This is a genomic window from Perlucidibaca piscinae DSM 21586, assembly GCF_000420045.1.
In the GTDB taxonomy this organism is placed as follows: Bacteria; Pseudomonadota; Gammaproteobacteria; order Pseudomonadales; family Moraxellaceae; genus Perlucidibaca; species Perlucidibaca piscinae.
In genome coordinates this window covers 439849-465137 of record NZ_ATUE01000006.1, presented here as the reverse complement: position 1 = coordinate 465137, position 25289 = coordinate 439849, and the positions used below count along the sequence as shown (strand labels likewise).

Annotated in this window: 21 protein-coding genes; 18 read left to right on the top strand and 3 right to left on the bottom strand. The window is 64.7% G+C overall.

Translation table 11 applies throughout. The features are described 5' to 3' along the window. The first annotated feature begins 44 nt into the window (after positions 1–44). The 8 genes from F595_RS0106270 to prpF all read left to right on the top strand — a co-directional run bounded on the left by F595_RS0106270 (position 45) and on the right by prpF (position 10561). Positions 45–1403 (top strand): MFS transporter, encoded by a 1359-nt coding sequence (locus F595_RS0106270; protein WP_022956021.1) that lies wholly within the window; start codon positions 45–47, stop codon positions 1401–1403. Then, positions 1400–2053: a potassium channel family protein gene (locus tag F595_RS0106265; protein WP_022956020.1), complete on the top strand. Its 654-nt coding sequence runs from the start codon at positions 1400–1402 to the stop codon at positions 2051–2053. The genes F595_RS0106270 and F595_RS0106265 overlap by 4 nt, the downstream gene beginning before the upstream one ends. A 2-nt stretch (positions 2054–2055) precedes the next feature. Next, on the top strand, positions 2056–3411 hold the full coding sequence (locus tag F595_RS0106260) for a TrkH family potassium uptake protein (protein ID WP_022956019.1): 1356 nt from the start codon (positions 2056–2058) through the stop codon (positions 3409–3411). A 177-nt stretch (positions 3412–3588) separates the two neighbouring features. Then, a complete protein-coding gene (locus tag F595_RS0106255) occupies positions 3589–4359 on the top strand; it encodes a GntR family transcriptional regulator (RefSeq protein WP_022956018.1) in 771 nt (256 codons plus the stop codon). Beyond that, the gene (gene prpB / locus F595_RS0106250; protein WP_022956017.1) at positions 4359–5258 is read left to right on the top strand and encodes a methylisocitrate lyase; all 900 of its coding nucleotides are present in this window, start codon (positions 4359–4361) and stop codon (positions 5256–5258) included. Before F595_RS0106255 ends, prpB begins: the two co-directional genes overlap by 1 nt. Positions 5259–5306: 48 nt before the next feature. Beyond that, positions 5307–6461 (top strand): bifunctional 2-methylcitrate synthase/citrate synthase, encoded by a 1155-nt coding sequence (gene prpC / locus F595_RS0106245; protein WP_022956016.1) that lies wholly within the window; start codon positions 5307–5309, stop codon positions 6459–6461. A gap of 87 nt (positions 6462–6548) precedes the next feature. Continuing rightward, a complete protein-coding gene (gene acnD, locus F595_RS0106240; protein WP_022956015.1) occupies positions 6549–9152 on the top strand; it encodes a Fe/S-dependent 2-methylisocitrate dehydratase AcnD in 2604 nt (867 codons plus the stop codon). Between the two features lie 221 nt (positions 9153–9373). After that, positions 9374–10561 carry a 2-methylaconitate cis-trans isomerase PrpF gene (gene prpF / locus F595_RS0106235; protein ID WP_022956014.1) on the top strand — a complete coding sequence of 396 codons (1188 nt, stop codon included), beginning with the start codon at positions 9374–9376 and terminating at the stop codon, positions 10559–10561. 22 nt (positions 10562–10583) lie between these two features. On the opposite strand, the gene F595_RS0106230 is transcribed toward prpF, so the two are convergent. After that, entirely contained in the window at positions 10584–11003 is a 420-nt protein-coding gene (locus F595_RS0106230) for a hypothetical protein (RefSeq protein ID WP_022956013.1), read from the bottom strand. Positions 11004–11271: 268 nt separating this feature from the next. Here F595_RS0106230 and F595_RS0106225 point away from each other — a divergent pair, with 268 nt between their 5' ends. The 8 genes from F595_RS0106225 to F595_RS0106190 all read left to right on the top strand — a co-directional run bounded on the left by F595_RS0106225 (position 11272) and on the right by F595_RS0106190 (position 18634). After that, a complete protein-coding gene (locus F595_RS0106225; RefSeq protein WP_022956012.1) occupies positions 11272–13311 on the top strand; it encodes a TonB-dependent siderophore receptor in 2040 nt (679 codons plus the stop codon). A gap of 4 nt (positions 13312–13315) precedes the next feature. Next, positions 13316–13594, top strand: a complete 279-nt coding sequence (locus F595_RS0106220; protein WP_022956011.1) for a hypothetical protein — start codon at positions 13316–13318, stop codon at positions 13592–13594. Between the two features lie 9 nt (positions 13595–13603). Continuing rightward, positions 13604–15304: a PepSY-associated TM helix domain-containing protein gene (locus tag F595_RS13080; protein ID WP_022956010.1), complete on the top strand. Its 1701-nt coding sequence runs from the start codon at positions 13604–13606 to the stop codon at positions 15302–15304. After that, complete coding sequence (locus tag F595_RS0106210) at positions 15301–15627, top strand: DUF3325 family protein (protein ID WP_022956009.1); 327 nt, start codon at positions 15301–15303, stop codon at positions 15625–15627. The genes F595_RS13080 and F595_RS0106210 overlap by 4 nt, the downstream gene beginning before the upstream one ends. A 61-nt stretch (positions 15628–15688) precedes the next feature. Then, positions 15689–16354 carry an energy transducer TonB gene (locus F595_RS14650; RefSeq protein ID WP_022956008.1) on the top strand — a complete coding sequence of 222 codons (666 nt, stop codon included), beginning with the start codon at positions 15689–15691 and terminating at the stop codon, positions 16352–16354. A gap of 10 nt (positions 16355–16364) precedes the next feature. Beyond that, positions 16365–17114, top strand: coding sequence for a MotA/TolQ/ExbB proton channel family protein (locus F595_RS0106200; protein WP_022956007.1), 750 nt, complete (start codon positions 16365–16367; stop codon positions 17112–17114). Position 17115: 1 nt separating this feature from the next. Then, positions 17116–17523 (top strand): ExbD/TolR family protein, encoded by a 408-nt coding sequence (locus F595_RS0106195; RefSeq protein WP_022956006.1) that lies wholly within the window; start codon positions 17116–17118, stop codon positions 17521–17523. 16 nt (positions 17524–17539) lie between these two features. Further along, entirely contained in the window at positions 17540–18634 is a 1095-nt protein-coding gene (locus F595_RS0106190) for a PepSY-associated TM helix domain-containing protein (RefSeq protein ID WP_022956005.1), read from the top strand. 78 nt (positions 18635–18712) lie between these two features. Here F595_RS0106190 and F595_RS0106185 read toward each other — a convergent pair whose 3' ends face one another. Further along, the gene (locus F595_RS0106185) at positions 18713–19213 is read right to left on the bottom strand and encodes a DUF934 domain-containing protein (protein WP_022956004.1); all 501 of its coding nucleotides are present in this window, start codon (positions 19211–19213) and stop codon (positions 18713–18715) included. Next, positions 19197–20861 carry a nitrite/sulfite reductase gene (locus F595_RS0106180; RefSeq protein ID WP_022956003.1) on the bottom strand — a complete coding sequence of 555 codons (1665 nt, stop codon included), beginning with the start codon at positions 20859–20861 and terminating at the stop codon, positions 19197–19199. Before F595_RS0106180 ends, F595_RS0106185 begins: the two co-directional genes overlap by 17 nt. 186 nt (positions 20862–21047) lie before the next feature. Between F595_RS0106180 and F595_RS0106175 the strand changes: the two genes are divergently transcribed. Both F595_RS0106175 and smc read left to right on the top strand, forming a co-directional pair. Then, positions 21048–21743, top strand: coding sequence for a GntR family transcriptional regulator (locus tag F595_RS0106175; protein WP_022956002.1), 696 nt, complete (start codon positions 21048–21050; stop codon positions 21741–21743). A 9-nt stretch (positions 21744–21752) separates the two neighbouring features. After that, positions 21753–25262: a chromosome segregation protein SMC gene (gene smc, locus F595_RS0106170; RefSeq protein WP_022956001.1), complete on the top strand. Its 3510-nt coding sequence runs from the start codon at positions 21753–21755 to the stop codon at positions 25260–25262. The last annotated feature ends 27 nt before the right edge of the window (positions 25263–25289 follow it).

Genomic DNA, 25289 nt, shown 5'->3' with positions numbered 1-25289 from the left:
TTACAGTAGACTTGCCGGCATCCGGCCCGTTCCGTGGATAGTCCATGACCGCACCTGCTGCTTCCGCTGCCACGCCGCTGGCACCCAAACGCGAAATTGTCGGCTGGGCCCTGTACGACTTCGCCAACCAGGCCTACACCCTGCTCATTGTCACGGTCATTTTCGGTGACCTGTTCACCCGCGTGATCGTCGGCGACGCTCCCGACTACGCCCTCGGCAACCTGCTATGGAGCCTGTGCATCGCCATCAGCTGTCTCGCGGTGGCCGTGGTCAATCCGCTCTGTGGCGCCATCAGCGACTACACCGCCACCCGCAAGGCCTGGCTGTTCGCCACCTATGTGCTGACCGTGGTCGGCTCGGCCCTGCTCTACGTGGTGGAGCCGGGCTGGATCACGCTCGCCATGCTGCTGGTCATCATCACGCATTTCGCGTTCTCGCTGGGCGAGGGCCTGATTGCCAGCTTCCTGCCGGATCTCGGCCCGCGCGAGTCGCTGGGCTGGATCTCCGGTCTGGGCTGGGGACTGGGCTACATCGGCGGTCTGGTGGCGACCGCGTTCGCCTTGCAGTTTCTCGGTGAGGTCAGCCTCGAGAACTACGACACGGTGCGCTGGGTCGGCCCGTTCACGGCGCTGTTCGTGCTGCTCGGCTGCATCCCGACCTTTCTCTGGCTGCGCGAGCGCGGTCAGCGTCGCGCGCTGCCGGTCGGGCAGGGACTGCTCACGTTCGGACTTGAGCGGCTGCGCCTGACCTGGCAGGACATCCAGCACTTCCGCGATCTGCGTCAGCTGCTGATCTCGGTGTTCTTCTCCATGGCCGGCATCGCCATCATCATCAGCTTCGCCTTCATCTACGGTGCCCAGGTCATCGGCTGGGACGAGTCGGTGCGCACGCTGATGTTCGTCATCGTGCAGTTCACGGCTGCCGTCGGTGCCATCGGTTTCGGCCTGCTGCAGAGCCGCATTGGCGCACGCCTCACCTATGCCCTGTCGCAGGGCCTGTGGGTGCTGGCCATTCTTGCCATCTGGCTGACGCCCGAGCTCACCGAGGCGAGCAATGCCCTGCTTGGCAAGCAGTGGGAGCCACAGTACGTGTTTCTCTTCGCCGGCACCCTGGCCGGCCTCAGCCTGGGCTCCGCGCAATCGGCCGGACGTGCCCTGGTGGGGGCACTGACCCCGGCCAGCAAGGCCGCCGAGTTCTTCGGCTTCTGGGGCATGGCCGCCAAGCTGGCCGCCGTGTTCGGCATGGTCGGTCTGGGTGTTCTGCAGGCCGCCTTCGGGCTGGCGGATGCCATCCTCTTCTGTCTGGCCCTGTTCGTTGTGGCCATCGTCACCATTCTGCGCATGGATGAGCAGCGGGGCATTGCCGCTGCCATGGCGTGGCAGGAAACGGGAACTCGCACATGAAACTGAAATTTGCCGTCATCGGTCTGGGCAGCTTCGGTAGCACCGTGGCACTGGAGCTGATCCGCCTGGGTCACGAGGTGCTGGGCATCGACATTCGCGATGCCATGGTCAACAAGCATGCCGAACAGCTGACGCAAAGCCTGATTGCCGATGCCACCGACGAGAAGGTCATCGAGGAACTGGGACTTAAGCACTACGACGGCATTGTCGTTGCCATCGGCGAGAACCTCGAAGCCAGCATTCTCAGCACCATGGCCCTGAAGAATGCCGGCTGTGCCCAGGTCTGGGTCAAGGCCATCACCGATACCCACCACCGCATCCTGTCGCGGCTGCAGGCCGACCGCATCATCCATCCCGAGCACGAGATCGGCGTGCGCGTGGCGCAGAGCCTGACGCACCCGCAGATGCTTGATTACATCTCGCTGGGCAACGGCTGGTTCGTGGTCGAGATACAGGTCAACGAGCGCATCGCCGCGCATCGCAACTACGCCCAGGACATGCAGTTCAACGACATCCAGCTGACGCTGGTTAAGCGTGGCCGGTCGGTGCTGCCGCCACCGTACCGCGAGCTGGTGCTGCAGCCGGGTGACCAGATCGTGCTTGCCGGCGAGCTCGACAACCTGCTCAAGTTTGCCAAGCAGATCTTCTGATCATGTGGCGTCCGACCTGGCTGCGATCGCGCCGGCATGACCGCAAGCCGACCGGATTCAACCCGGCCAGCCTGGTCGCCGGCAGCTTTCTGCTGATGATTCTGCTGGGGGCGGCCGCACTGCAGTCGGACTGGGCCACGCGAGAGCACCTGAGCTGGCATCAGGCCCTGTTCACGGCCACCTCGGCGGTGACCGTTACCGGTCTTTCCGTGATTGATGTGCAGCAGTCGCTGACGTTGCCTGGTCAGCTGGTGCTGCTGCTGCTGATCCAGCTCGGCGGCATCGGCATCATGACATTCGCCGCTCTGATGATGCTGTTGCTCGGTCACCAGCTGGGCATCGGCGAACAGCGGGTGGTGCGCGAGGCCATGAACCATACCCGGGTCATGGATCTGGGCTGGCTGGTCAAGCGCATCTTTCTGCTGGTGCTGACCATCGAACTGTTCGGCGTGTTCCTGCTGATGAACATCATGGTTCCCGTTGATGGCTGGATTCAGGGCGTCTACCAGTCGATCTTCTACAGTGTTTCCGCGTTCAACAACGCGGGTTTTGCACTGACATCCGAAGGCATGGTGGGACAGGCCGGCCACTGGCCGCTGGCGCTGGTGCTGGGTTCCTTGTCGATCGTTGGCGGTCTGGGATTTACCGTGCTGTCGGAAATACGGCTCAGCGCGAGCTGGAAGACATTGTCACTGCATTCACGTCTGATGCTGTCGGGTACGGCCACGCTGCTTCTGCTGGGTTTTCTGGTTTTCGCGCTTTGCGAGTGGAACAACCCCGATACGCTGGCGCCATACAGTGCTGATGAAAAGCTGGCCATCAGCTTCTTTCATTCCGTGGTGCCGCGCTCGAGTGGATTCAACATGATTGATGTCGGCGGCATGACCATGGCGGCAACCATGTTCTGCATCATCCTCATGTTCATTGGCGCCGGTACCAACTCGACGGGCGGTGGCATCAAGGTAACCACCTTCATGACGCTGGTCCTCGCGACACGCGCTTTTCTTCGTGGTCGCAGCGAGCCGGTCGTGTTTGGTCGCACCATAGGTCAGGAACTGGTCCTGAAGGCACTTGCGATGGTCTTCATCGCCATGATGATCGTCATGCTGTCGCTGTTTGCACTGACCATTACCGATCCCGAGCAGGAGTTTCTCGATCTGTTCTTCGAGACCGTGTCGGCTTGTGCCACCGTCGGCCTGTCCCGTGGCATCACTTCTGATCTGTCCGACGCCGGTCAGCAGGTTCTGATGGTGGCCATGTTCATTGGTCGCATCGGACCGCTGACGTTGGTGTTCCTGCTGGCACGACCGCAGCTGCAGCGCATCCGCTATGCCTCGGGTGACGTGCACATCGGCTGACCGGCGGTTTGTCGACAATCTGGTAGTTGGCTGCCGCCTTTTGTGCGTCAGGGTGCGCTTTCTGTTTATCAGGCAGCCTGTTTGTCGACAAAATGGCCATGCCGTTGGTTGACCCCGGGGGAGTGCGGGCGTATCGTCGCTGCATTCCATGGATTGTCGACAATTCGGACGCCTGCAATGACCGATCGGACGCCCCGCCCAGATGCCGAACTGCCACCCGTGCTGGCGGTCGTGGCCGGCGTGTCATCGGAGCCGCGTCTCACCCTCGCCGACAAGGTCTTCGCCCAGCTCCAGGACGCCATCGTCAAGGGCGAGCTGGAAGCCGGTTCCCGCGTTTCCGAGGCCGAGCTGGTGTCACGATACGGCGTGTCCCGCGGACCGCTGCGCGAGGCACTGCGTCGGCTTGAAGGTCGTCAGCTCATCACCCGCATTCCCCACGTCGGCGTGCGCATCATGGCGCTCTCGCTGGACGAGCTGCTGCAGATCTACCAGGTGCGCGAAACCCTCGAGGGGCTGGCCTGTCGCCTGGCGGCACAGCACATGACCGATGCCGAGATCCGCGAGCTCAAGGCGCTGCTGGCGTCGCACGAGCGCCAGATTGCCGAGCAGGATGGCCGTGCCTATATCCAGGAAGAGGGCAACGTCGACTTTCATTACCGCATCATCCACGGCAGCCACAATGCCGTGCTGATCCAGATGCTGTGCGGCGAGCTGTATCACCGCGTGCGTATCTACCGCGGCCAGTTCTCGCTCACCGAAGGACGCCCGGCCCGCGCCCTGGGTGAGCATCAGCGCATCGTCGAGGCCATCGAGGCCCGCGACGGCGAGCTTGCCGAGTTTCTCATGCGGCGTCACATCGCCGTCGCGCGCGCCAACATCGAGGCGCGCGTCAATCCATCCCGTGAACCATCCCGTGAAACGCCGGCGATCCCGGCCAGGAGTGCCTGATGTCCTGCAACGACCATCCCCACAGCCACAGCGCCGGTCGGCGCTTCCGTGACGCCATCGCCGCCGAGAAGCCGCTGCAGGTCATGGGCACCGTCAACGCCTACGCCGCCATGATGGCGACCAAGGTCGGCTACAAGGCCATCTACCTGTCCGGCGCCGGCTGCGCCAACTACTCCTACGGTCTGCCGGACCTGGGCATCACCTCGCTGGATGACGTGCTCACCGACGTGCGCCGCATCACCGCCGCCGTCGACACGCCGCTGCTGGTCGACATCGACACCGGCTGGGGCGGGGCGTTCAACATCGGCCGCACCATCAAGGAAATGATCAAGGCCGGCGCTGGCGCCGTGCACATCGAGGACCAGGTGGCGCAGAAGCGCTGCGGCCATCGTCCGAACAAGGAAATCGTCGCCATCGACGAGATGGTCGACCGCGTCAAGGCCGCCGTCGACGCCAAGACCGACAGCGATTTCGTGGTCATGGCACGTACCGACTCGCTGCAGAAGGAAGGCCTGAACGGCGTCATCGACCGCATCAGCGCCTATGTCGAGGCCGGCGCCGATGCCATCTTCGCCGAGGCCATGACCGACATCACCATGTACCGCAAGGTCTGCGACGCGGTGAACGTGCCGGTGCTGGCCAACATCACCGAGTTCGGCGACACCCCGTACTACACGACCCAGGAGCTGGGCGAGCAGGGCATCGCCATGGTCCTGTACCCGCTGTCCGGTACCCGCGCCATGCAGAAGGCGGCGCTGGCCGTGTACGAAGCCGTGCGTCGCGATGGCACCCAGGTCAACGTGCTCGACCTCATGCAGAAGCGCAAGGAGCTCTACGAGTTCCTCGACTACCACAGCTACGAAGACAAGATTGACCAGCTTTTTTCCAAGAACAAGTAAGCAACGCAACTGCTTGAAAAGCAGAAGAATTCGATCAGGAGAATGACAATGAGTGAACCCCAGCAAGTCCTTCCGAAGGCCAAGAAGTCCGTCGCCCTGTCCGGCACCGCCGCTGGCAACACCGCGCTCTGCACCGTCGGCCGTACTGGCAACGACCTGGCCTACCGTGGCTATGACATCCTCGACCTGGCCACCACCAGCGAGTTCGAGGAAATCGCCCACCTGCTGGTGCACGGCAAGCTGCCCAACGCTGCCGAACTGGCCGGTTACAAGGCCAAGCTCAAGGCCCTGCGCGGCCTGCCGGCCGCGGTCAAGGTCGCGCTCGAACAGCTGCCGCCGTCGTCGCACCCGATGGACGTGATGCGCACCGGCGTGTCCGTGCTCGGTTGCGTCAAGCCCGAGAAGGATGACCACAACCACCCGGGCGCGCGCGACATCGCCGACAAGCTGATGGCCTCGCTGGGTTCCATGCTGCTGTACTGGTACCACTTCGCCTACAACGGCAAGCGCATCGACGTGGAAACCGACGATGACTCCATCGGCGGCCACTTCCTGCACCTGCTGCACGGCGAGAAGCCGCGCGACAGCTGGGTGCGCGCCATGCACACCTCGCTCATCCTGTACGCCGAGCACGAGTTCAACGCCTCGACCTTCACCTCGCGCGTGGTCGCCGGCACCGGCTCCGACATGTTCTCGGCCATCTGCGGCGGCATCGGCGCGCTGCGTGGTCCGAAGCACGGCGGCGCCAACGAAGTCGCCTTCGAGATCCAGAAGCGCTACGACAATCCGGATGAGGCTGAAGCCGACATCCGCGCCCGCGTCGAGCGCAAGGAAGTCGTGATCGGCTTCGGACACCCGGTCTACACCGTGTCCGACCCGCGCAACAAGGTCATCAAGCAGGTTGCCAAGGACCTGTCGGCCGAGCAGTCGAACATGAAGATGTACGACATCGCCGAACGTCTGGAAGCCACCATGTGGGAAATCAAGAAGATGTTCCCCAACCTGGACTGGTTCTCGGCCGTCAGCTACCACATGATGGGTGTTCCCACCGACATGTTCACCCCGCTGTTCGTCATCGCCCGCACCAGCGGCTGGTCGGCGCATGTCATCGAGCAGCGCATTGATGGCAAGATCATCCGTCCCAGCGCCAACTACACGGGTCCGGAAGACCAGACGTTCGTGCCGATCCAGGATCGAAAGTAAGCCGTTGCCCGCGAGGCCTGACCGCAGTCAGCCCGTGACCGGCCCTGCCTCCTGACGGAGGCGGGGCCTTTGACCAAGAGAGACATCATGAACAACGAATTCCGCAAGAACCTGCCGGGCACGTCGCTCGACTACTTCGACGCCCGTGCCGCGGTCAACGCCATCAAGCCGGGTGCCTGGGACGGCCTGCCGTACACCGCCCGCATCCACGCCGAGAACATCGTGCGCAAGGCCGATCCGGCCATCGTCACCGAGTGCCTGACCCAGCTCGTCGAGCGCAAGCGCGAGCGCGACTTCCCGTGGTTCCCGGCGCGCGTGGTCTGCCATGACATCCTCGGCCAGACCGCGCTGGTCGACCTCGCCGGCCTGCGTGACGCCATCGCCGACCAGGGCGGCGACCCGGCCAAGGTCAATCCGGTGGTGCCGGTGCAGCTCATCGTCGACCACTCGCTGGCCGTCGAGTGCGGTGGCTTCGATCCCGACGCCTTCCAGAAGAACCGCGACATCGAGGAACGCCGCAACGAGGACCGCTTCCACTTCATCAACTGGACCAAGACCGCGTTCGACAACGTCGACGTGATCCCGGCCGGCAACGGCATCATGCACCAGATCAATCTGGAGAAGATGTCGCCGGTGATCCATAGCCAGAACGGCGTGGCCTTCCCGGACACCTGCGTCGGCACCGACTCGCACACCCCCCACGTGGATGCGCTGGGCGTGATCTCGGTGGGTGTGGGCGGCCTCGAAGCCGAGAACGTCATGCTCGGCCGCGCGTCCTGGATGCGTACGCCGGACATGGTCGGCGTCGAGCTGACCGGCAAGCGCCAGCCCGGCATCACCGCCACCGACATCGTGCTGGCCCTGACCGAGTTCCTGCGCAAGGAGAAGGTCGTCGGCGCCTACCTCGAGTTCTACGGCGAGGGCGTGCCGGGTCTCACCATCGGTGACCGCGCCACCATCTCCAACATGGCCCCGGAATACGGTGCCACCGCCGCCATGTTCTCCATCGACGAGCAGACGCTGACCTATCTGCGTCTGACTGGCCGTTCCGATGAGCAGGTCAAGCTGGTCGAGACCTACGCCAAGGAAGCCGGCCTGTGGTCGGACAGCCTGGTGAATGCCGAGTTCGAGCGCGTGCTCACGTTCGACCTGTCGTCCGTCGTGCGCAACATGGCCGGCCCGTCCAACCCGCATCGCCGCCTGCCGGTGTCGGCGCTGAAGGAGCGCGGCATCGCCGTCGATCTCGACAAGGCGCGTGCCCAGGAAGCCGATGGCCTGATGCCGGATGGCGCAGTGATCATCGCCGCCATCACTTCCTGCACCAACACCTCCAACCCGCGCAACGTCATCGCCGCCGGCCTGATCGCGCGCAACGCCCGCAAACTGGGCCTGGTGCGCAAGCCCTGGGTGAAGTCGTCGCTGGCGCCGGGCTCCAAGGTGGTCGAGCTGTACCTGAAGGAGGCCGGCCTGCTCGACGATCTCGAAGCCCTGGGCTTCGGCATCGTCGCCTTCGCCTGCACCACCTGCAACGGCATGTCGGGCGCGCTGGATCCCAAGATCCAGCAGGAGATCATTGACCGCGACCTGTACGCGACCGCCGTGCTGTCAGGCAACCGCAACTTCGACGGCCGCATCCACCCCTACGCCAAGCAGGCCTTCCTGGCCTCGCCGCCGCTGGTCGTGGCCTACGCCATCGCCGGCACCGTGCGCTTCGACATCGAGCAGGACGTGCTGGGCGTGGTGGATGGCAAGGAAATCCGTCTTGCCGACATCTGGCCGTCGGACGAGGAAATTGACGCGCTGGTGGCGACGTCGGTGAAGCCGGCCCAGTTCAACCAGATCTACATCCCGATGTTCGAGAAGAAGGATTCGGAGAAGGCCGCATCGCCGCTGTACGACTGGCGCGAGATGTCGACCTACATCCGTCGTCCGCCGTACTGGGAAGGCGCACTGGCCGGTGAGCGCACCCTCAGGGGCATGCGTCCGCTGGCCATCCTGCCGGACAACATCACCACCGACCACCTGTCGCCGTCGAACGCGATCGTGATGAACTCGGCCGCCGGCGAGTACCTGCACAAGATGGGTCTGCCGGAAGAGGACTTCAACTCCTACGCCACCCACCGCGGTGACCACCTGACCACCCAGCGCGCAACCTTTGCCAACAAGGAGCTGGTCAACGAGATGGCCGTGGTCGATGGCCAGGTCAAGAAGGGCTCGCTGGCGCGCGTCGAGCCGGAAGGCAAGGTCATGCGCATGTGGGAAGCCATCGAAACCTACATGAACCGCAAGCAGAACCTGATCATCATCGCCGGTGCCGACTACGGCCAGGGCAGCTCGCGTGACTGGGCCGCCAAGGGCGTGCGTCTGGCCGGCGTCGAAGTGATCGTGGCCGAGGGCTTCGAGCGCATCCACCGCACCAACCTGATCGGCATGGGCGTGCTGCCCTGCGAGTTCAAGCCGGGCACCACGCGCCTGACACTGAAGCTGGACGGCACCGAGACCTATGACGTGGAAGGTGCGTTGTCGCCGCGTGCGGACCTGACGCTGGTGATCAACCGTCGCAACGGCGAGACCGTGCGCGTCCCGGTGACCTGCCGACTGGACTCCGACGAGGAAGTGTCGGTGTACGAGGCCGGTGGGGTGCTGCAGCGCTTCGCCAAGGACTTCCTGGAAGCGACGGCGACGGCCTGAAGCTGGCAGGTTCACGGCGCGGTGGTCCGGACTGGCTCCGGAAAACACGCCGTGAACCCGTCCTTGGGGGCTCGCACGCGCCATCCATGGCGCGTGACGGTTTTCCGGAGCCAGTCCGGATCACCGCGCCTTGGGCTGTGACCCAACCGTCGTAACACGGACTGTTGGTGTTGAGCCGAAATGCGTGATCAATACCTATTTGTGAAGCCAGGGAATTCCCCATGAGCCATGTTCCGCAAGTGAAAATCCCCGCCACCTACATTCGTGGCGGCACCTCCAAGGGCGTGTTCTTCCGCCTGCAGGATCTGCCCGAGCGCTGCCAGGTGCCGGGCGAGGCGCGCGACAAGCTGTTCATGCGCGTGATCGGCAGCCCCGACCCCTATGCCGCGCACATCGACGGCATGGGCGGGGCGACCTCGTCCACGTCCAAGTGCGTGATCCTGTCGAAGAGCAGTGTGCCGGATCACGATGTCGACTACCTGTACGGGCAGATCAGCATCGACAAGGCCTTCGTGGACTGGAGCGGCAACTGCGGCAACCTGTCCACCGCTGCCGGCGCCTTCGCCATCCATGCCGGTCTGGTGGATGCCTCGCGCATTCCCGAGAACGGCGTCTGCGTCGTGCGCATCTGGCAGGCCAACATACGCAAGACCATCATCGCCCATGTGCCGGTGACCAATGGCCAGGTCCAGGAGACCGGTGATTTCGAGCTGGATGGCGTGACCTTCCCGGCTGCCGAGATCGTGCTGGAGTTCATGGATCCGTCGGACGACGGCGAGGAGGGCGGCTCCATGTTCCCCACCGGCAATCTGGTGGATGATCTCGACGTACCCGGTATTGGCACCTTGAAGGCGACCATGATCACCGCCGGCATCCCGACCGTGTTCGTCAACGCGGCCGAGATCGGCTACACCGGCACCGAGCTGCGCGAGCAGATCAACACGGACCCGGCGGCGCTCAAGCGCTTCGAGGCCATCCGTGTCGCCGGCGCGCTGCGCATGGGCCTGATCAAGACGCCGGAAGAGGCGTTGACGCGCCAGCACACGCCCAAGATCGCCTTCGTGGCGCCGCCGACCGACCATGTGTCGTCCAGCGGCAAGACCATCAAGGCGGGCGAGGTGGACCTGCTGGTGCGCGCGCTGTCCATGGGCAAGCTGCATCACGCCATGATGGGCACGGCCGCGGTCGCCATCGGCACTGCCGCCGCGATTCCGGGCACGCTGGTGAACCTGGCGGCCGGTGGCGGGGCGCGCGAGGCCGTGCGCTTCGGGCATCCGTCCGGCACCCTGCGTGTCGGTGCGGCGGCTGCCCAGGTCAACGGTCAGTGGACGGTGACCAAGGCCATCATGAGCCGCAGCGCGCGCATCGTCATGGAAGGCTGGGTGCGGGTGCCTGGCGACAGCTTCTGATCCATGCCGGCCGGACGCCCTGTCAGCTGCAATAGCTGCAGGCGCGTCGGGTTTGCTCAAGGTCGACCAAGGCACGCCAGATGCCCGCCGTGCGTGCGCATCCGAAGCAGCAACGCATCCGGAGGTTGGCGTGTCCTTTGCTGTCGCGCGCGATCAGCACGGGCTCGCCATCGCCGCTGCTGTCGGCCTGAAGCTCGCTCAGCGTGGATGTCTTCAGCAGCAGGGACTTGCGGCCGATCACCAGATGCAGCCATTCCCCGCGACGCTGTATCGACCGTATCACCCCGGACTGCACCATCTTCCTCGGCCGACGGCCGATCTCGATGCTGATCGCCAGGCCAAGCATGCAGACCTGCTTGAGCAGGGTGACCAGATAGGATGCCGCGCAATCATCGAGCAGCGGCTCGTTGCCATGAGGCAGGGCAGGGGTCGTGACAGTCATGCGGTGCTCCTTTCTCGTTGAATGATTTTCATCATTGATCAATGACGTGGCCTGTCTTCGCCGGTGCACGTCAGGTATCCATCCATCATGCGCTTGTAATATATAAATGAGAAGCGTTAGCATTACGATATAGATTCAATATGGAGTTGTCATGAGCAGGTCGTCCACCCCTTTCACCCGTTCTCCCCTTGCCGTTGCAATCGCCTGGGCCTGTGTACTGCCGTCTGCCGGGGCCGCGATTGCCGATACGGAGGCGCCCGGCAGCCCGATGCTGCTTCCGGAAGTCACGGTGGCGGCGAGCGCAGAGACCGGAGAGGGCGCTGACCCGCTGATCACCCAGTCGCGAGTTGCCGCGGCAGGCAAGAGCCCGGTCAGCGTGCAGGACACGCCGTTCGCGATGAACATCATCGATGTGGCGCAGATCCGTGAAACCGGCGCCAAGAACATCCAGGATGCCTTGCTCTACAGCGCAGGTGTCTATGCCGGTCGCTACGGTTTTGACACGCGCGGCGACTGGGCCGCGGTGCGGGGCCTGAATCCGTCGAACTACACCGATGGCCTGCGCAGCCTGTTCGGCTTCTACAACACCGTGCGTCCTGAAATTAATGCCCTCGAGTCCATCGAGGTGCTGAAGGGGCCGTCGTCGGTGCTGTATGGCCAGGCCGAGCTCGGCGGCATCATCAACGTGGTGACCAAGAAGCCGAATCAGACGGCATCGCGCGAGATTGAAGTGCAGGTGGGGTCGCATGAGCGCAAGCAGATTGCGCTGGACCTGACGGGGCCGCTCAACGCGGACAAGACCCTGTTGTACCGGCTGGTGACGCTGAGGCGTGACAGTGACAGCCAGGTGGACTACGTCAATGACGATGCCGAGCTGTTCATGCCCTCGCTGACCTGGCGACCGACCGCGCGCACCAGTGTCACTGCGCAGTACACCTACCAGGCCAATGACAGCAAGGTGTCGTCACAGTTCCTGCCCGGCAAGGGCACCATAGACCGGGCACCGCGCGGCAGCATTCCCAGCAGCCGGTTTGTCGGCGAGCCCGGATGGGACCGCTATGACACACGCAAGCAGGAGTTCAGCCTGTTCATGGATCATCTGCTGACCGCCAACTGGAAGCTGGCGGCGAGCGCACGCCAGACCCGCTCCGACAGCGTGACCAGGGAGATCTGGGCGCGTGTCGGCCAGGTTCCCGATGACGCCGGCAACATCGGACGCACTGTGCATGCTGCCGATCGTGAAACCGATGTGCTGGCCACCGATGTGAGGCTGGAAGGCACGCTGGCGCTGGGCCCGACGCGTCATCATGTCGCGCTCGGCATCGATCACCAGCATGCCGGCTGGGACGAGGACAACTACGCGTATGCCAATCCGACCCTGGCCGCCGATGGCGTCGATGATTTCAACCTTTACGACCCGGTCTATGGCAGCGCCGGCATGCGCAATTTCCTCGCGTCGCTGACGCTCACGGATCGCCCGGACAACAAGATCGTGCAGACCGGCGTCTACGCCATGGACCACATGGAGTTGGGGCCCTGGGTGCTGTCACTGGCGGCACGCCATGACCGCGCCCGCAACGAGGTCGACAATCTCGGTGCGGCAGCGGACTCGCGTGTCGTCAACAGTGAAACCACCGGGCGGACCGGTCTGATGTACCGGTTTGCCAACGGCTTGTCGCCCTATGTCAGCTGGTCGACCGCCTTCACCCCCAATCTGGGTACCGACGGCACGGCAAATCCGGGCTTCCTCAAGCCGACCACGGGTGAGCAGCATGAGGCCGGCATAAAGTACCTCTCGCGCTCGGGAAATACCTCGGCAGCCGCGGCCTGGTTTGACATCAAGCAGCAGAACCGCGTGGTGGATGGCAAGACGCCCGGCGGACGTGAGCAGGTGGGCGCCACCATCCGCGGCTGGGAGGTCGAAGGGCGCCATCGTCTGGGCGCACTCGAGCTGTTGGCCAACCTGACCGACATGACGGCGCTCAACGATGTCACCGGCAAGCGTCTGGGGGCGATTGCCGAGCGCACGGCGTCGACCTGGGGGCAATACCACTTTGCCGGCGGCTGGCGTGCCGGAGCGGGCGTGCGCTATCTGGGTGACGTGACCGGCAACAACGGCGTTCCGGAGGTGCCCGATGTCACGCTCTACGACGCCATGGTGGGCTACGGTCGTGGCCCCTGGGATGTGCGTCTCGACGCCAAGAACCTCGCCGATACGCAGTACGTGTCCTGGTGTCGCGGTCTCAACCAGGACTGCGGCTATGGTGAGCGCTTCAATGCCAACCTGACCGCCCGTTACCGGTTCTGAGTCCATGGCAGCCATCCTGTCTCGCGTACTGGCTGCCGTGCTCGGTGGCTACGCGCTGATCTGGAGCATCGCCGCCTTCGGCATGACCACGCTGGTCATGCTGGGGGTGGACTTTCACGATGCCGAAGCGGGCATGTTCATGCTCGCCTTCCTGATCTATCCGGCGGTATTTCTGTGGGCATTCGCGGCACGCAGCCAGCGCGTCGTCTGGCTGACGCTGCTGCTGACTACTCCGGTGTTGCTGCTGTCAGCAATCTGGCTGCAGCAGCGCATCATTACCTGAGTCTTCGTCATGTTCAGCAGTTTTCGCCTGTCCATGGCCTGGGTACACACCTGGTTCGGTCTCGTGCTGGGTTTCGTGCTCATGGTCTGTTTCTTCTTCGGCAGCCTGTCGGTGTTTGACCGCGAGATCGATCGCTGGGCCATCCCCGGGACACGCTTCAACGCCGAGCCCATGCCATCCTTTGATCGCATCATTCTCCCGGCCTTGCGCCAGGTGAGTCCGGATGCCGACGACTACGCGCGCCAGATGCCGGTGCTGCATGATCCGGCTGCGGGGGCGATGACGCCGCGAGAGGCATTGCCCGCTGACCGCTACTGGGCCTACATCACCCATCGTGACCCGGTGCTGGCGACCGGCGTGCGCTTCCGCGTGCCGCATCCCGCCACAGGTCAGGAGGCCCAGCGCATCCGCGGCGACGTGGTGCTGGATCCGCGCAACGGCCGGCAGTTGCGCGACGATGCTCTGCGCATCGGCAGCGACTGGTTCTATCCCATGCATTACAGCCTGAACTGGGCGTGGAAGAACATCGGCTATTTCGTGGTCGGACTGGCTGCGCTGGCCATGCTGGTGGCGCTGATCACCGGCGTCATCATTCATCGCCGGCTGCTTCGCGAGTTCTTCACGCTGCGTCCGTGGAAGCAGCCGCAGCGCCTGACGCTGGACCTGCACAATCTGACGGGCGTGGTCGCGTTGCCGTTCCATTTCTTTTTTGCCTTCACCGGGCTGGTGATCTTTGCCGGCAGCATCTATCTGCCGGTCACGCACACCCTGCTCAGACCCATGCACGACCAGCAGCACCAGATCGAGGCCAGGAACACCGGTCTGCCGGCGCAGCGTGCCGGTGTGGCAGCACCCATGGCCTCGGTCGACGCGATGATGGCGGAAGCGCGTCGCCGCTGGGCCGCACGCGACATGCCGGGTGATGTCGGTTACCTCGTGGTGCATCACGTCGGGGATGCCAACAGCTATGTGAGCCTGTATCGCGCCGGCAGCGACCGGGTGGCGCTGGTGGGCGAGGGCATTCATTTCCGCGCCAGCAGCGGCGAGGTGATTCATGAGGACCCGCCACATTCTGCGATGCTGGCGCTGAACGAGTTCCTGACCGGGCTGCACCTGCAGCATTTCGAGCACTGGCTGCTGCGCTGGCTCTATGTGCTGGGCGGTCTGCTGGGATGCGTCTGCATCGCTACCGGCTTTGTCTTCTTCGTCAGAAAGCGACGCCGTGAGCAGAGGCCGGGGACAGGGCTGGTTGAGGCGTTTGCCGTTGCCACGGTGACCGGCATGGTGATCGCCACCCTGGCCATGCTGATTGCCAACCGCCTGCTGCCGTCAGAGCTTGCCGGCAAGGCGGACTGGGAGAAGGGCCTGTTCTGGGCGGGATGGCTGCTGGCGCTGGCACATGCCCTGTGGCGATCGTTGCCACTGCAGCCCGCTACCAGAAGCCGCGCCTGGGAAGAGCAATGCCTGTGCATCGCGGGGATGGCCGTGGTCGCCGTTGCTGCCAACTGGTTGAGCACGGGGGATCATCTGGTGAAAACCGTGATTGTCGAGCCCTACTGGCCCGTCGCGGGTCTGGATCTGATCCTCTTGCTGGTTGCCGTGCTGAGTACACTGACCGGGTGGCGGCTGCAGCGAACGTCAGCGGAAACCGCTACCGTTTTCCATGCAGAGGCAGAGAGGACGGATGCTCGCAAGGAGGGACGGGCATGAACGCCGCACTCTGGTTGTCAGCGGCCTGTCTCACCTCCCTGACCGGGATGGCGTGGCTGGCATCATCCCAGGCGGAGCACTGGCGACGGCTTCATCCCGCCAGCGCGCTGCCATCCAGGGCGCATGTCCTGCGCCTGCGTGTGCTGGGGCTAGGCTGTCTTGTGCTGGCAGGCTGGTGCTGCCTGCAGGTCGATCAGGGCGGGATGGCACTGCTGGTCTGGCTCATGCTGCAGATCGCGGCATCCACCGCGACAGCCTGTCTGCTGGCATGGCGTCCCTCTGTCCTGCGTCTGTTGCATCTGAATCGCCAGGAAATCCCCTGATTTTACTTGATAGTGATTCTCATTAATTGAATGTGGATCAGCCACAGGCTACCATTCACCCATGACGCAATACGCCAGCTCCCACGACACCTTCCAGCTTCCGCCTCGCCATGCCGCCCTGTCGCTGGGGGCGGTGGCAAGCGTGCACGTCGCCGTGTTCGCGGCACTCTGGTTCCTGGCCTCGCCGGCAGAGCGCATCCAGACCGATGTCCTGTCGGTGCGCATGATCTCGGTCAGTCCGCCGGCGGAAGCACCGGTCAAGCCCGTGGTGACTCCGCCGAAACCGGTGGTCGAGACCCCGCGACCGAAGCCGGTGGTGCAGCGTGTGCGCTCCGCCGAGCCCGCACCAGCGCCGCTTGAGCGCACGCGTGAACCGGAGCCGCCGCCGCCTCAGCCGGTAGTGAGCAAGCCGGCGCCGCCCGAGCCGGCACTGGCGCCACCGGTGGTGCCGCCGCGCTTCGATGCCGGCTATCTGAACAATCCGGCACCGGCCTATCCGGCCTTGTCACGCCGCAACGGCGAAGAGGGCAAGGTGCTGCTGCGCGTGCTGGTCAGTGCTGACGGCAAGGCGCAGGAGGTGCTGCTGCACCAGGGCAGCGGCTTTGTCCGTCTGGATGATGCCGCGCTTGATGCGGTCAGGCGCTGGCGTTTTGTTCCGGCTCGTCGTGGTGACGATGCCTTTTCCGACTGGGTCATCGTCCCGGTTGTCTTCAAGTTGACGCGTTGAGAGGTTGATCATGGGGTTCCAGAGTTTCATCGCGCAGGCAGATGGTGTTGCCCTGTTCATTCTGTTCGTGCTGTTCATCATGTCCGTGGGGACCTGGTACTACATCCTGACCAAGGGCTGGCGCTACTACGGTGCGCAGAACCGCTCGCGCGAGTTCATCCGCGGCTTCTGGGCCGCGCCCAGCATCGAGGCCGTGGCGCGCAAGCTGCGCAGCACCGGCATCACCGATCCGTTCTCGCACCTTGTGCATCATGGCTTCACCGCCGTCGAGCAGCACCAGTCGCGCAACCAGAACAGCCTGATCGATGCCGGTTCGGCCGAGGAGTTCCTGACCCGCTCGCTGAAGCGTGCCATTGACCAGGACAAGGCCCGTCTCGAAAGCGGTCTCACCTTTCTCGCCACAGTGGCCTCCAGCGCGCCCTTCGTGGGCCTGTTCGGCACGGTCTGGGGCATCTACCACGCCCTCATGGCGATCAGCCTGAACGGCCAGGGTGGCATCGGCCAGGTCGCCGGTCCCGTCGGCGAGGCGCTGATCATGACCGGTCTGGGCCTGGCGGTGGCCATCCCCAGTGCCGTGGCCTACAACGTCTTCGTGCGCCTCAACCGCAACACCCTGGTGCAGCTGAACTCCTTCGCCCATGACGTGTTCACCTTCCTGTCCACCGGCCTCGCCACCGGCACCTTGCTGCATGACGTCGAACGCACCTCGGACCGCATGATCACCCGCGTCCAGCAGACCCAGCAGGCGGGAGGCGTCTGACATGGCGTTCGGATCGTTCGAGCAGGGCGACGAGATCGAGGCCAACGCCGAGATCAACATGATTCCCTTCATCGACATCATGCTGGTGCTGCTGATCATCTTCATGATCACCGCGCCACTGATGTCGCATGCGGTCAAGGTCGATCTGCCCAAGGCCAGCTCGCAACCGCTGCTGATCAAGACCAAGCCGGTCGAGATTGCCGTGCTGGCGGATGGCGGCATCCGCGTCAACGGCAATCCGGTGCCGGCGGAGGGGCTGGCGGCGGCGCTGGCGCCTTTCCCCGATGACAGCGAAGTCCACCTGCGTGCGGATCGCAAGACTCCCTACGAGGCAGTGGCTCGTGTATTGTCGGCCACCAGCGAGTCCGGTCTGAGCAAGGTCGGTTTCGTCACCGAACAACTGGATTGATGCAAGGACGTTGCACGTGAAGAAAGGCATTCTCCTGCTGCATGGCTGGCTCGGCCTCGTCGCCGGCCTCGTGTTCATTGTCGTGGGCAGCACCGGCGCCCTGATGGCTTTCGAGCCGCAGATCCTGCGTCTGCTCAACCCCGGCGTGCTGACGCTGGATGACAACCGCTCGCCGGTGCTGTCACCGGCAGCACTGTATGCGGCGGTCAGCCAGACCAGTCCCGACAGGCCGATCCAGGCACTGACCGTGAGCGGGCGTGCCGACAGGCCGTCGCAAGTCACCTTCGTCAAGGTCGGCAATGCCAAGGGCGAGTCTGTCCTGGTGCACCCGTCAACGGGTGCCGTGCTGCCCGAGGTGCGCGGCGAGGAGACCTTCGAGCTCATCGAGGGCCTGCATCGCCGCCTGCTGCTGGACGATGTCGGCAAGGCGGTGACGGGCGTGTCGGCGATCATCCTCATCGTCATGGCCTTCAGCGGCATCACGCTGCGCTGGCTGCGTCGCCCGCGCGAAACGCGCTACTGGCTCCTGCTGCGACCCGGTTTGAAGGGGCGTGCGTTCTACTGGCAGCTGCATGCCGTCGCCGGCACCTGGGTTTTCCTGCTGCTCGCGTTCTCGGCGAGCACCGGACTGAGCTGGTCCTACGACAGCTACAAGGCCGCGATCTACCGAGCGCTGGATGTCGAGTTGCCGGCCAAGCCCAAGGCTCCTGATGTGCTGCCGCCGGTGCTGCCGGCAGCCGAGTTCGCCGCGCGTGTGGATGCCGGCTGGTCGGTGTTCTCGGCGCAGGTGCCTGCCTATGATCGTGCCGTGATCGCCCTCAAGAGCCTCAAGGACGGTGAGGTCAAGGTCGAGTACTACGACGCCGACCTGGCCCATGACCGCGAGAAGCATGAACTGCTGGTGGCGGCTGACGGTTCGGTCGCCAAGCATCTGCGTTTCGAGCAGCGCCCGCAGGGCGAGCAGCTGACGGCCGCCTGGAAGATGCTGCATACCGGTCAGTACTGGGGCTGGTCCGGCCAGCTCATGCTGTTGTTCAGCAGCCTGGCGCTGCCGGCATTCGCGATCATTGGCGCCTATCTGTTCGTCACGGGGCGTCGCCGCCGCGCCTGATCAGAGTCACGCGCCGCCCAACAAAAAACCGCGCACAGGCGCGGTTTTTTGTTGCCGGTCTGACACGCCCCCGGGCGATCAGGCCAGGCGGCGACGGAACAGCGGCGAGGGCTGGTCGGCCGAGGCGTGATAGACCTCGGAGAAGTCCTGCAGACCCTTCAGGGCCACGCTGGCATCCTTGTCGTCGCGGATGGCGAAGGCGTTGAAGCCCACGCGCTGCTGGTAGAACAGCGTGTCCTTGAACACGTCGCCGACGGCGCGCAGTTCACCGCCGTAGCCAAGGCGCTGGCGCAGCAGGTAGGCCGTGGAATAGCCACGACCATCGGCAAAGGCGGGGAACTCGACGGCGATCAGGTCCAGGCTGGCAACGACATCAGCCAGCGACTCGGCAAACTGGTCCGGCTTCAGCTGCACGCCCTTGCGGCCGCCATGGGCAAGCACCTGCTCACGATGTGCCGTGAAGGTGTCCAGCGAGACCAGAATGTCACCGCCTGCCGGCAGGGTCAGCACGCCATCCACCGGCAGAACCGGCACATAGGTGTCGACAGCGATCACGCCATCCTTAATCAGCGTTGGCATAGACGCGCTCCTTGAAGGGTTCGATACCGACGCGGCGGTAGGTGGCCAGGAAGGACTCGCCGGCCTGACGCAGGTCGAGGTAGGTGTTGAGGATCTCCTCGATGACCTCGGCCATGTCCTCGGCATTGAACGACGGGCCGAGGATGTCGCCGATGCTGGCGTCATGACCGGCGCTGCCGCCCAGCGAGACCTGGTAGAACTCCGCGCCCTTCTTGTCGACGCCGAGAATGCCGATGTGGCCGACGTGGTGATGGCCGCAGGCGTTCATGCAGCCCGAGATGTTGAGGTCGATCGGGCCGAGGTCGTAGACCTCCTCGAGGTCGCTGTAGCGGCGCTGGATGGCCTCGGCGATCGGAATCGACTTGGCATTGGCGAGCGAGCAGTAGTCGCCGCCCGGGCAGCAGATGATGTTGGTCAGGAAGCCGATGTTGGCGGTGTCGAAGCCCAGACCCTTGAGCTCGGCATGCAGTGCCGGCAGGTCGTCCTGGCGCACGTCGGCGAGCACGATGTTCTGTTCGTGGGTGGTGCGCAGCTCGCCGAAGCTGTAGCGGTCGGCGAGGGTGGCGACGGCATCCATCTGCTCGGCGGTGATGTCGCCCGGGGCGATGCCGGTCTGCTTCAGCGACAGGGTCACGATGGCATAGCCGGGCACCTTGTGGGCGCTGACGTTGCGGTGCACCCAGTTGTCCAGTGCCGGATCGGCGGCCCGTGCGGCGTTCAGTACGGCGGACTGCGCCGGCAGGTCGCGCTGGTAGTCCGGCTCGGTGAAGAAGCTGGCGAGACGCTGGAATTCGGCATCCGGCACGGTCAGCGCACCGCCCTGCAGGTGCTTGAACTCGGCCTCTACCTGTTCGGCGAAGACCGCCGGGGTCAGCGCCTTGACCAGGATCTTGATGCGCGCCTTGTACTTATTGTCGCGGCGGCCATGCAGGTTGTACACGCGCAGCACGGCATCGAGGTAGGCGATCAGGTCCTGGTGCGGCAGGAACTCGCGGATCACCGAGCCGACGATGGGGGTGCGGCCGAGGCCGCCACCGACGAGGATCCTGTAGCCGCGCTCGCCGGCGGCATTGCGCACGATGTAGACGCCGATGTCATGCACCTGGGTGGCGGCACGGTCGACGTCCGGGTGGGCGTTGACGGCAATCTTGAACTTGCGCGGCAGGAAGGCGAATTCCGGGTGGAACGTCGACCACTGGCGGATCAGCTCGCAGGTCGGGCGCGGATCCTCGATCTCGCCCGCGATGACGCCGGCGAACTGGTCGGTGGTGGTGTTGCGGATGCAGTTGCCGCTGGTCTGGATGGCATGCATCTCGACCGTGGCCAAGTCGGCCAGGATGTCCGGCACGTCGGCGACGGCCGGCCAGTTGAGCTGGATGTTCTGGCGCGTGCTGACGTGCGCGTAGCCACGGTCGTAGCGACGGCTGATGTCGGCGATCATGCGCAGCTGACGGCTTGACAGCATGCCGTAGGGCACCGCGATGCGCAGCATGGGGGCGAAGCGCTGGACATAGAGGCCGTTCTGCAGACGCAGCGGACGGAACTCGTCTTCGCTCAGCTCGCCGGCAAGGTAGCGGCGGGTCTGGTCACGGAACTGGGCAACACGATCATCGACGATTCGCTGGTCGTACGCATCGTAGCGGTACATGGAGAGGCTTCCGGGGAGTCAGAAAAAGCGGCGTAAAGAGTAGCAGGGCGCATTATCTATTTAAAATGCATTTTAGTTATGTTGACTGCGTGATCCGGTTATAAAAAACACGCATGTCAGACAGTCTGGCGAGAGTGAACAGCTGTGCTAGCATAGCCCTTTGATCCTGACGAACCCCTGGCAGGCATGAGCTTCCGCGCAACCGACAGTCTTGCTGAACAGATCGCCCAGCACCTCGGCGACCAGATCATTTCCGGTGATCTGGTCGAGGGCGAGCGCATCCAGGAACTGCGCATCGCCGCCGAGCTGGACGTCAGTCGCAGCTCGGTGCGCGAAGCCCTGCTGATCCTGCAGCGTCGCCACCTGATCATGATCTATCCGCGCCGCGGCGCGGTGGTCTCCGAGCTGTCGCCGACCCAGGTCAAGGGTCTCTACGACATGATGGTGGTGCTGATGGGGCTGGTGGTGCGGCAGATGACCGACCTCTGGCGCCAGCAGGATCTCGATCCCTACCTGGAGGACCTGGCCCGTCTGCGCACCGCCGTCGACGAGCAGGAGGTCGAGGCCTTTCACGACGGCAGCCTGGCGCTGCTGATGAAGGCGCGCCGTTTCGCGGGCAATCTCTACCTCGACAACACCCTGGCCGACCTGCACCCCTCGTTGCGTCGTGCCTGCTACATGGCCTTGCAGATGAGCCGTCGCGAGCTTGAGGAGTCCTGGGGGCTGCTGCGCGGCCTGCTCGATGCCATCCTGCTGCGGCAGTCCGACAAGGCTGTCGAGCTGGTCGAGGAATTCCTGCTACACCAACGCAACCTGGTCATCGAGTCCCTGCTGCGCGTCAAGCAGATCGAGATGGCCTGGGCGCGCCGTTACCGCCGCTAAGGACTGTTCATGCGTCTCAAATCCATCAAGCTGGCCGGTTTCAAGTCGTTCGTGGATCCCACCACGGCCCTGTTCCCGACCAATCTGTCGGCGGTTGTCGGCCCCAACGGCTGTGGCAAGTCCAACATCATCGACGCCGTGCGCTGGGTCATGGGCGAAAGCTCGGCCAAGCACCTGCGCGGCGAGAACATGACCGACGTCATCTTCAACGGCTCCACCGGGCGCAAGCCGGTGGGCCAGGCTTCCATCGAGCTGATCTTCGACAATGCCGATGGCGGGCTGGGCGGCGAGTACGCGCAATACGCCGAGATCGCGATCAAGCGCGTGGTCACCCGCGAGGCACGTTCCGACTACTACCTGAACGGCACGCGCTGCCGGCGCAAGGACATCACCGACATCTTCCTCGGCACCGGCCTTGGCCCGCGCTCCTACGCCATCATCGAGCAGGGCATGATCTCGCGCCTGATCGAGTCCAAGCCCGAGGAGCTGCGTGTATACATCGAGGAGGCGGCGGGCATCTCCAAGTACAAGGAACGCCGTCGCGAGACCGAGAACCGCATGCGTCATACGCGGGAAAATCTTGACCGCCTCAATGACATACGTGAGGAACTTGGCAAGCAGCTTCAGCATCTTGAGAAGCAGGCCCGCGATGCCGAGAAATACAAGGAACTGAAGGCCGAGGAGCGCCAGCTGCGTGCGCAGCTGCAGGCGTTGCGCTGGCGCGCGCTGGATCAGGAGGTGCAGGGGCTCGAGAGCACCATCCGCGATCACGAGGTGCGTCTCGAGGCCGCCATGGCCGCTCAGCGCGAGCACGAGGCCGCGCTGGTGCGTGATCGCGAGGTGCAGTTCAGCCTCAGTGACGAATTCAACGCCGCGCAGAGCCACTACTATCAGCTCGGCAGCGACATCGCCCGGGTCCAGCAGGCGCAGCGTTACCGCCAGGAGCGTCTGGTCGAGATCCGGGATGCCCTGCAGGTGGTCGAGCGCCAGGCGGGCCAGGCCCAGGGCCTGCTTGACCAGGACCGTGCCGCCCTGTCCGAGGCCGAGGACGAGCTGATGACGCTGTCTCCCAGTCACGAGCTGCTGCGTGCCGAAGCCGACAGCGCCGACGAGCAGCTCGCCGATGCCGAGCAGCAGATGGCGTCCTGGCAGCTGGCCTGGGACCAGTTCAACCTGCAGTCGCAGGCGCCGCGTCAGCGTGCCGATGTCGAGCAGTCGCGCATCCAGCACCTCGAACAGGCGCTGCGCCGTGGCCAGGAGCGCCTGCAGCGTCTCGACCAGGAGCAGGCCGCGTTGCAGGGCGGCCCCTTGCAGGAAGAGCTCGACGAGCTGCAGGAGCAGGCTGCCGAGCAGCAGATGCGGGTGGCCGAGGCCGAGGAGGGCGTGGCCGGCGTGCTGGCGTCGGTGCAGTCACAACGTGACGAGCTGTCGCGGGTTGCTGCCGAGCTCGACCAGCTGCGTCAGCGTCTGCAGGCGGTCACCGGTCGTCATGCCGCGCTGTCGGCATTGCAGGAAGCCGCCGAGAAGGGCCAGCGCGCGGTCAATGCCTGGCTGCAGGAGCGTGGCATCCAGGCGCGGCCGCTGTCCGCTGACCTGCAGATTGCGGCCGGCTGGGAAACCGCGCTGGAGACGGTGCTCGGTCCGACCCTGTCGGCGCTGCAGATTGATGACATGCGTGCCATCGCGGCGGATCTGGCCAGGCTGCCGGCCGGCCAGATCTGCTTCAGTGATGCACCCGCCGGATCAGGCGCTGCTGTCACGGCGGCCAGCGGTCGCCTGAGCGGGCTTCTGATCAGCGGCCCGGACTGGCTGCGCACGCATCTCGACAGCATCCGCGTCGCGGATGACCTCGACACGGCGCTGCGCGAGCGTGCCAGCCTGGCACCGCATGAATCCATGATCACGCCCGAGGGCATCTGGGTGGGAGCCGCCTGGCTGCGCTACCAGGTACGTGACAAGGACCCGGCCAGCGGTCAGCTGGCCCGTCGCCGCGAGCTCGACAGCCTCGGCAGCGAGCGCGACAGCCTGCAGGACAGTCTGGCCGAATGCCAGCAGCGCCAGCAGGCGGTTCGCGAACAGCTGCGCCAGGACGAGCAGGGCCGTGAGAATCTGCAGCGTGAGCTGACCCAGCGCCAGCGCCAGCTTGCCGAGCTGCAGGCGCAGATCGGTGCCCGCCAGGTGCGTCTGGAGCAGTTCGTGGCCCGTCGCGAGCGCATCGGCCAGGACCAGCAGGAAGTGCGTCGGCAACAGGAGCTGGATCAGGAAAACCTGGCCGAGGCCAGACTGCTGCTGCAGGAAGCACTGGATCTGATGAGCCAGGACACGCGTGATCGCGAGCAGCATCTGGGCATGCGCGAGACCCTGCGCAGCCAGGTCGAACTGGCGCGTCAGCAGCAGCGCCAGCGCCGTGATGCGGTCTACCAGAGCGGCATGCGCGAGCAGTCGGTGCGTGCCCGCGTGCAGGGACTGGGTGCTGGTCTGGCCCGTCTGGAAGAGCAGCTGGATGCCCTGCGTGAGCGCCGCGAAGCCCTGGTGCAGCAGCAGATGGAGCTGTCAGCACCGGGCGAGGAGGATGGCGACAGGCTGGACGAGCTGCTGGCCCGCCACCTGGAGGCCGAGCAGGCACTGGCGCGCGTGCGCGATCAGGTCGAGGCCATCCAGCAGCAGCTGCGCGAGCTGGAGCAGGCGCGCAGCCGCGCCGATCTGTCGGTGCAGAGCCTGCGTGACGCGTTGCAGGGGCATCGGCTGTCCTGGCAGACGGCCGTGGCGCGCCGCGAGAGTGTGCTGGAGCAGCTGCAGGAAACCGAACACGTGCTGGATGACGTGCTGGCCAGCCTGCCGCCAGAGGCCGGCGAGTCGGAATGGCAGCTGGCGCTGGAACGCACCGGCATCCGCATCAGCCGGCTTGGTGCCATCAACCTGGCTGCCATCGAGGAGTACCAGGCCCAGGCCGAGCGCAAAGTCTACCTGGATCAGCAGGATGCCGACCTCAACGAGGCCCTGGAAACCCTCGAGAACGCCATCCGCAAGATCGATCGCGAGACCCGGCAGCTCTTCAAGGAGACCTTCGAGAAGGTCAATGCCGGCCTGCAGGACCTGTTCCCCAAGGTCTTCGGCGGTGGCAGCGCCTATCTGGAGCTGACCGACGAGGACCTGCTGGAGGCTGGCGTGACCATCATGGCGCGCCCGCCCGGCAAGCGTAACTCCACTATTCACCTGCTTTCCGGCGGCGAGAAGGCGCTTACCGCGCTGTCTCTGGTGTTTTCCATCTTCCGCCTCAATCCGGCGCCATTCTGCATGCTCGACGAGGTCGATGCGCCGCTGGATGATGCCAATGTCGGCCGTTTCGCGAGGCTGGTGGAACAGATGTCTGAACAGGTACAGTTCATCTACATTACACACAACAAGATTGCCATGGAGATGGCTCGCCAGTTGATGGGGGTCACCATGCAGGAGCCGGGCGTGTCGCGTCTGGTCTCCGTGAATGTCGATGAGGCTGCTGCCTTGGCCGCCCAGTGAATTGGGGCGACTGCCGTTTACTGTTGA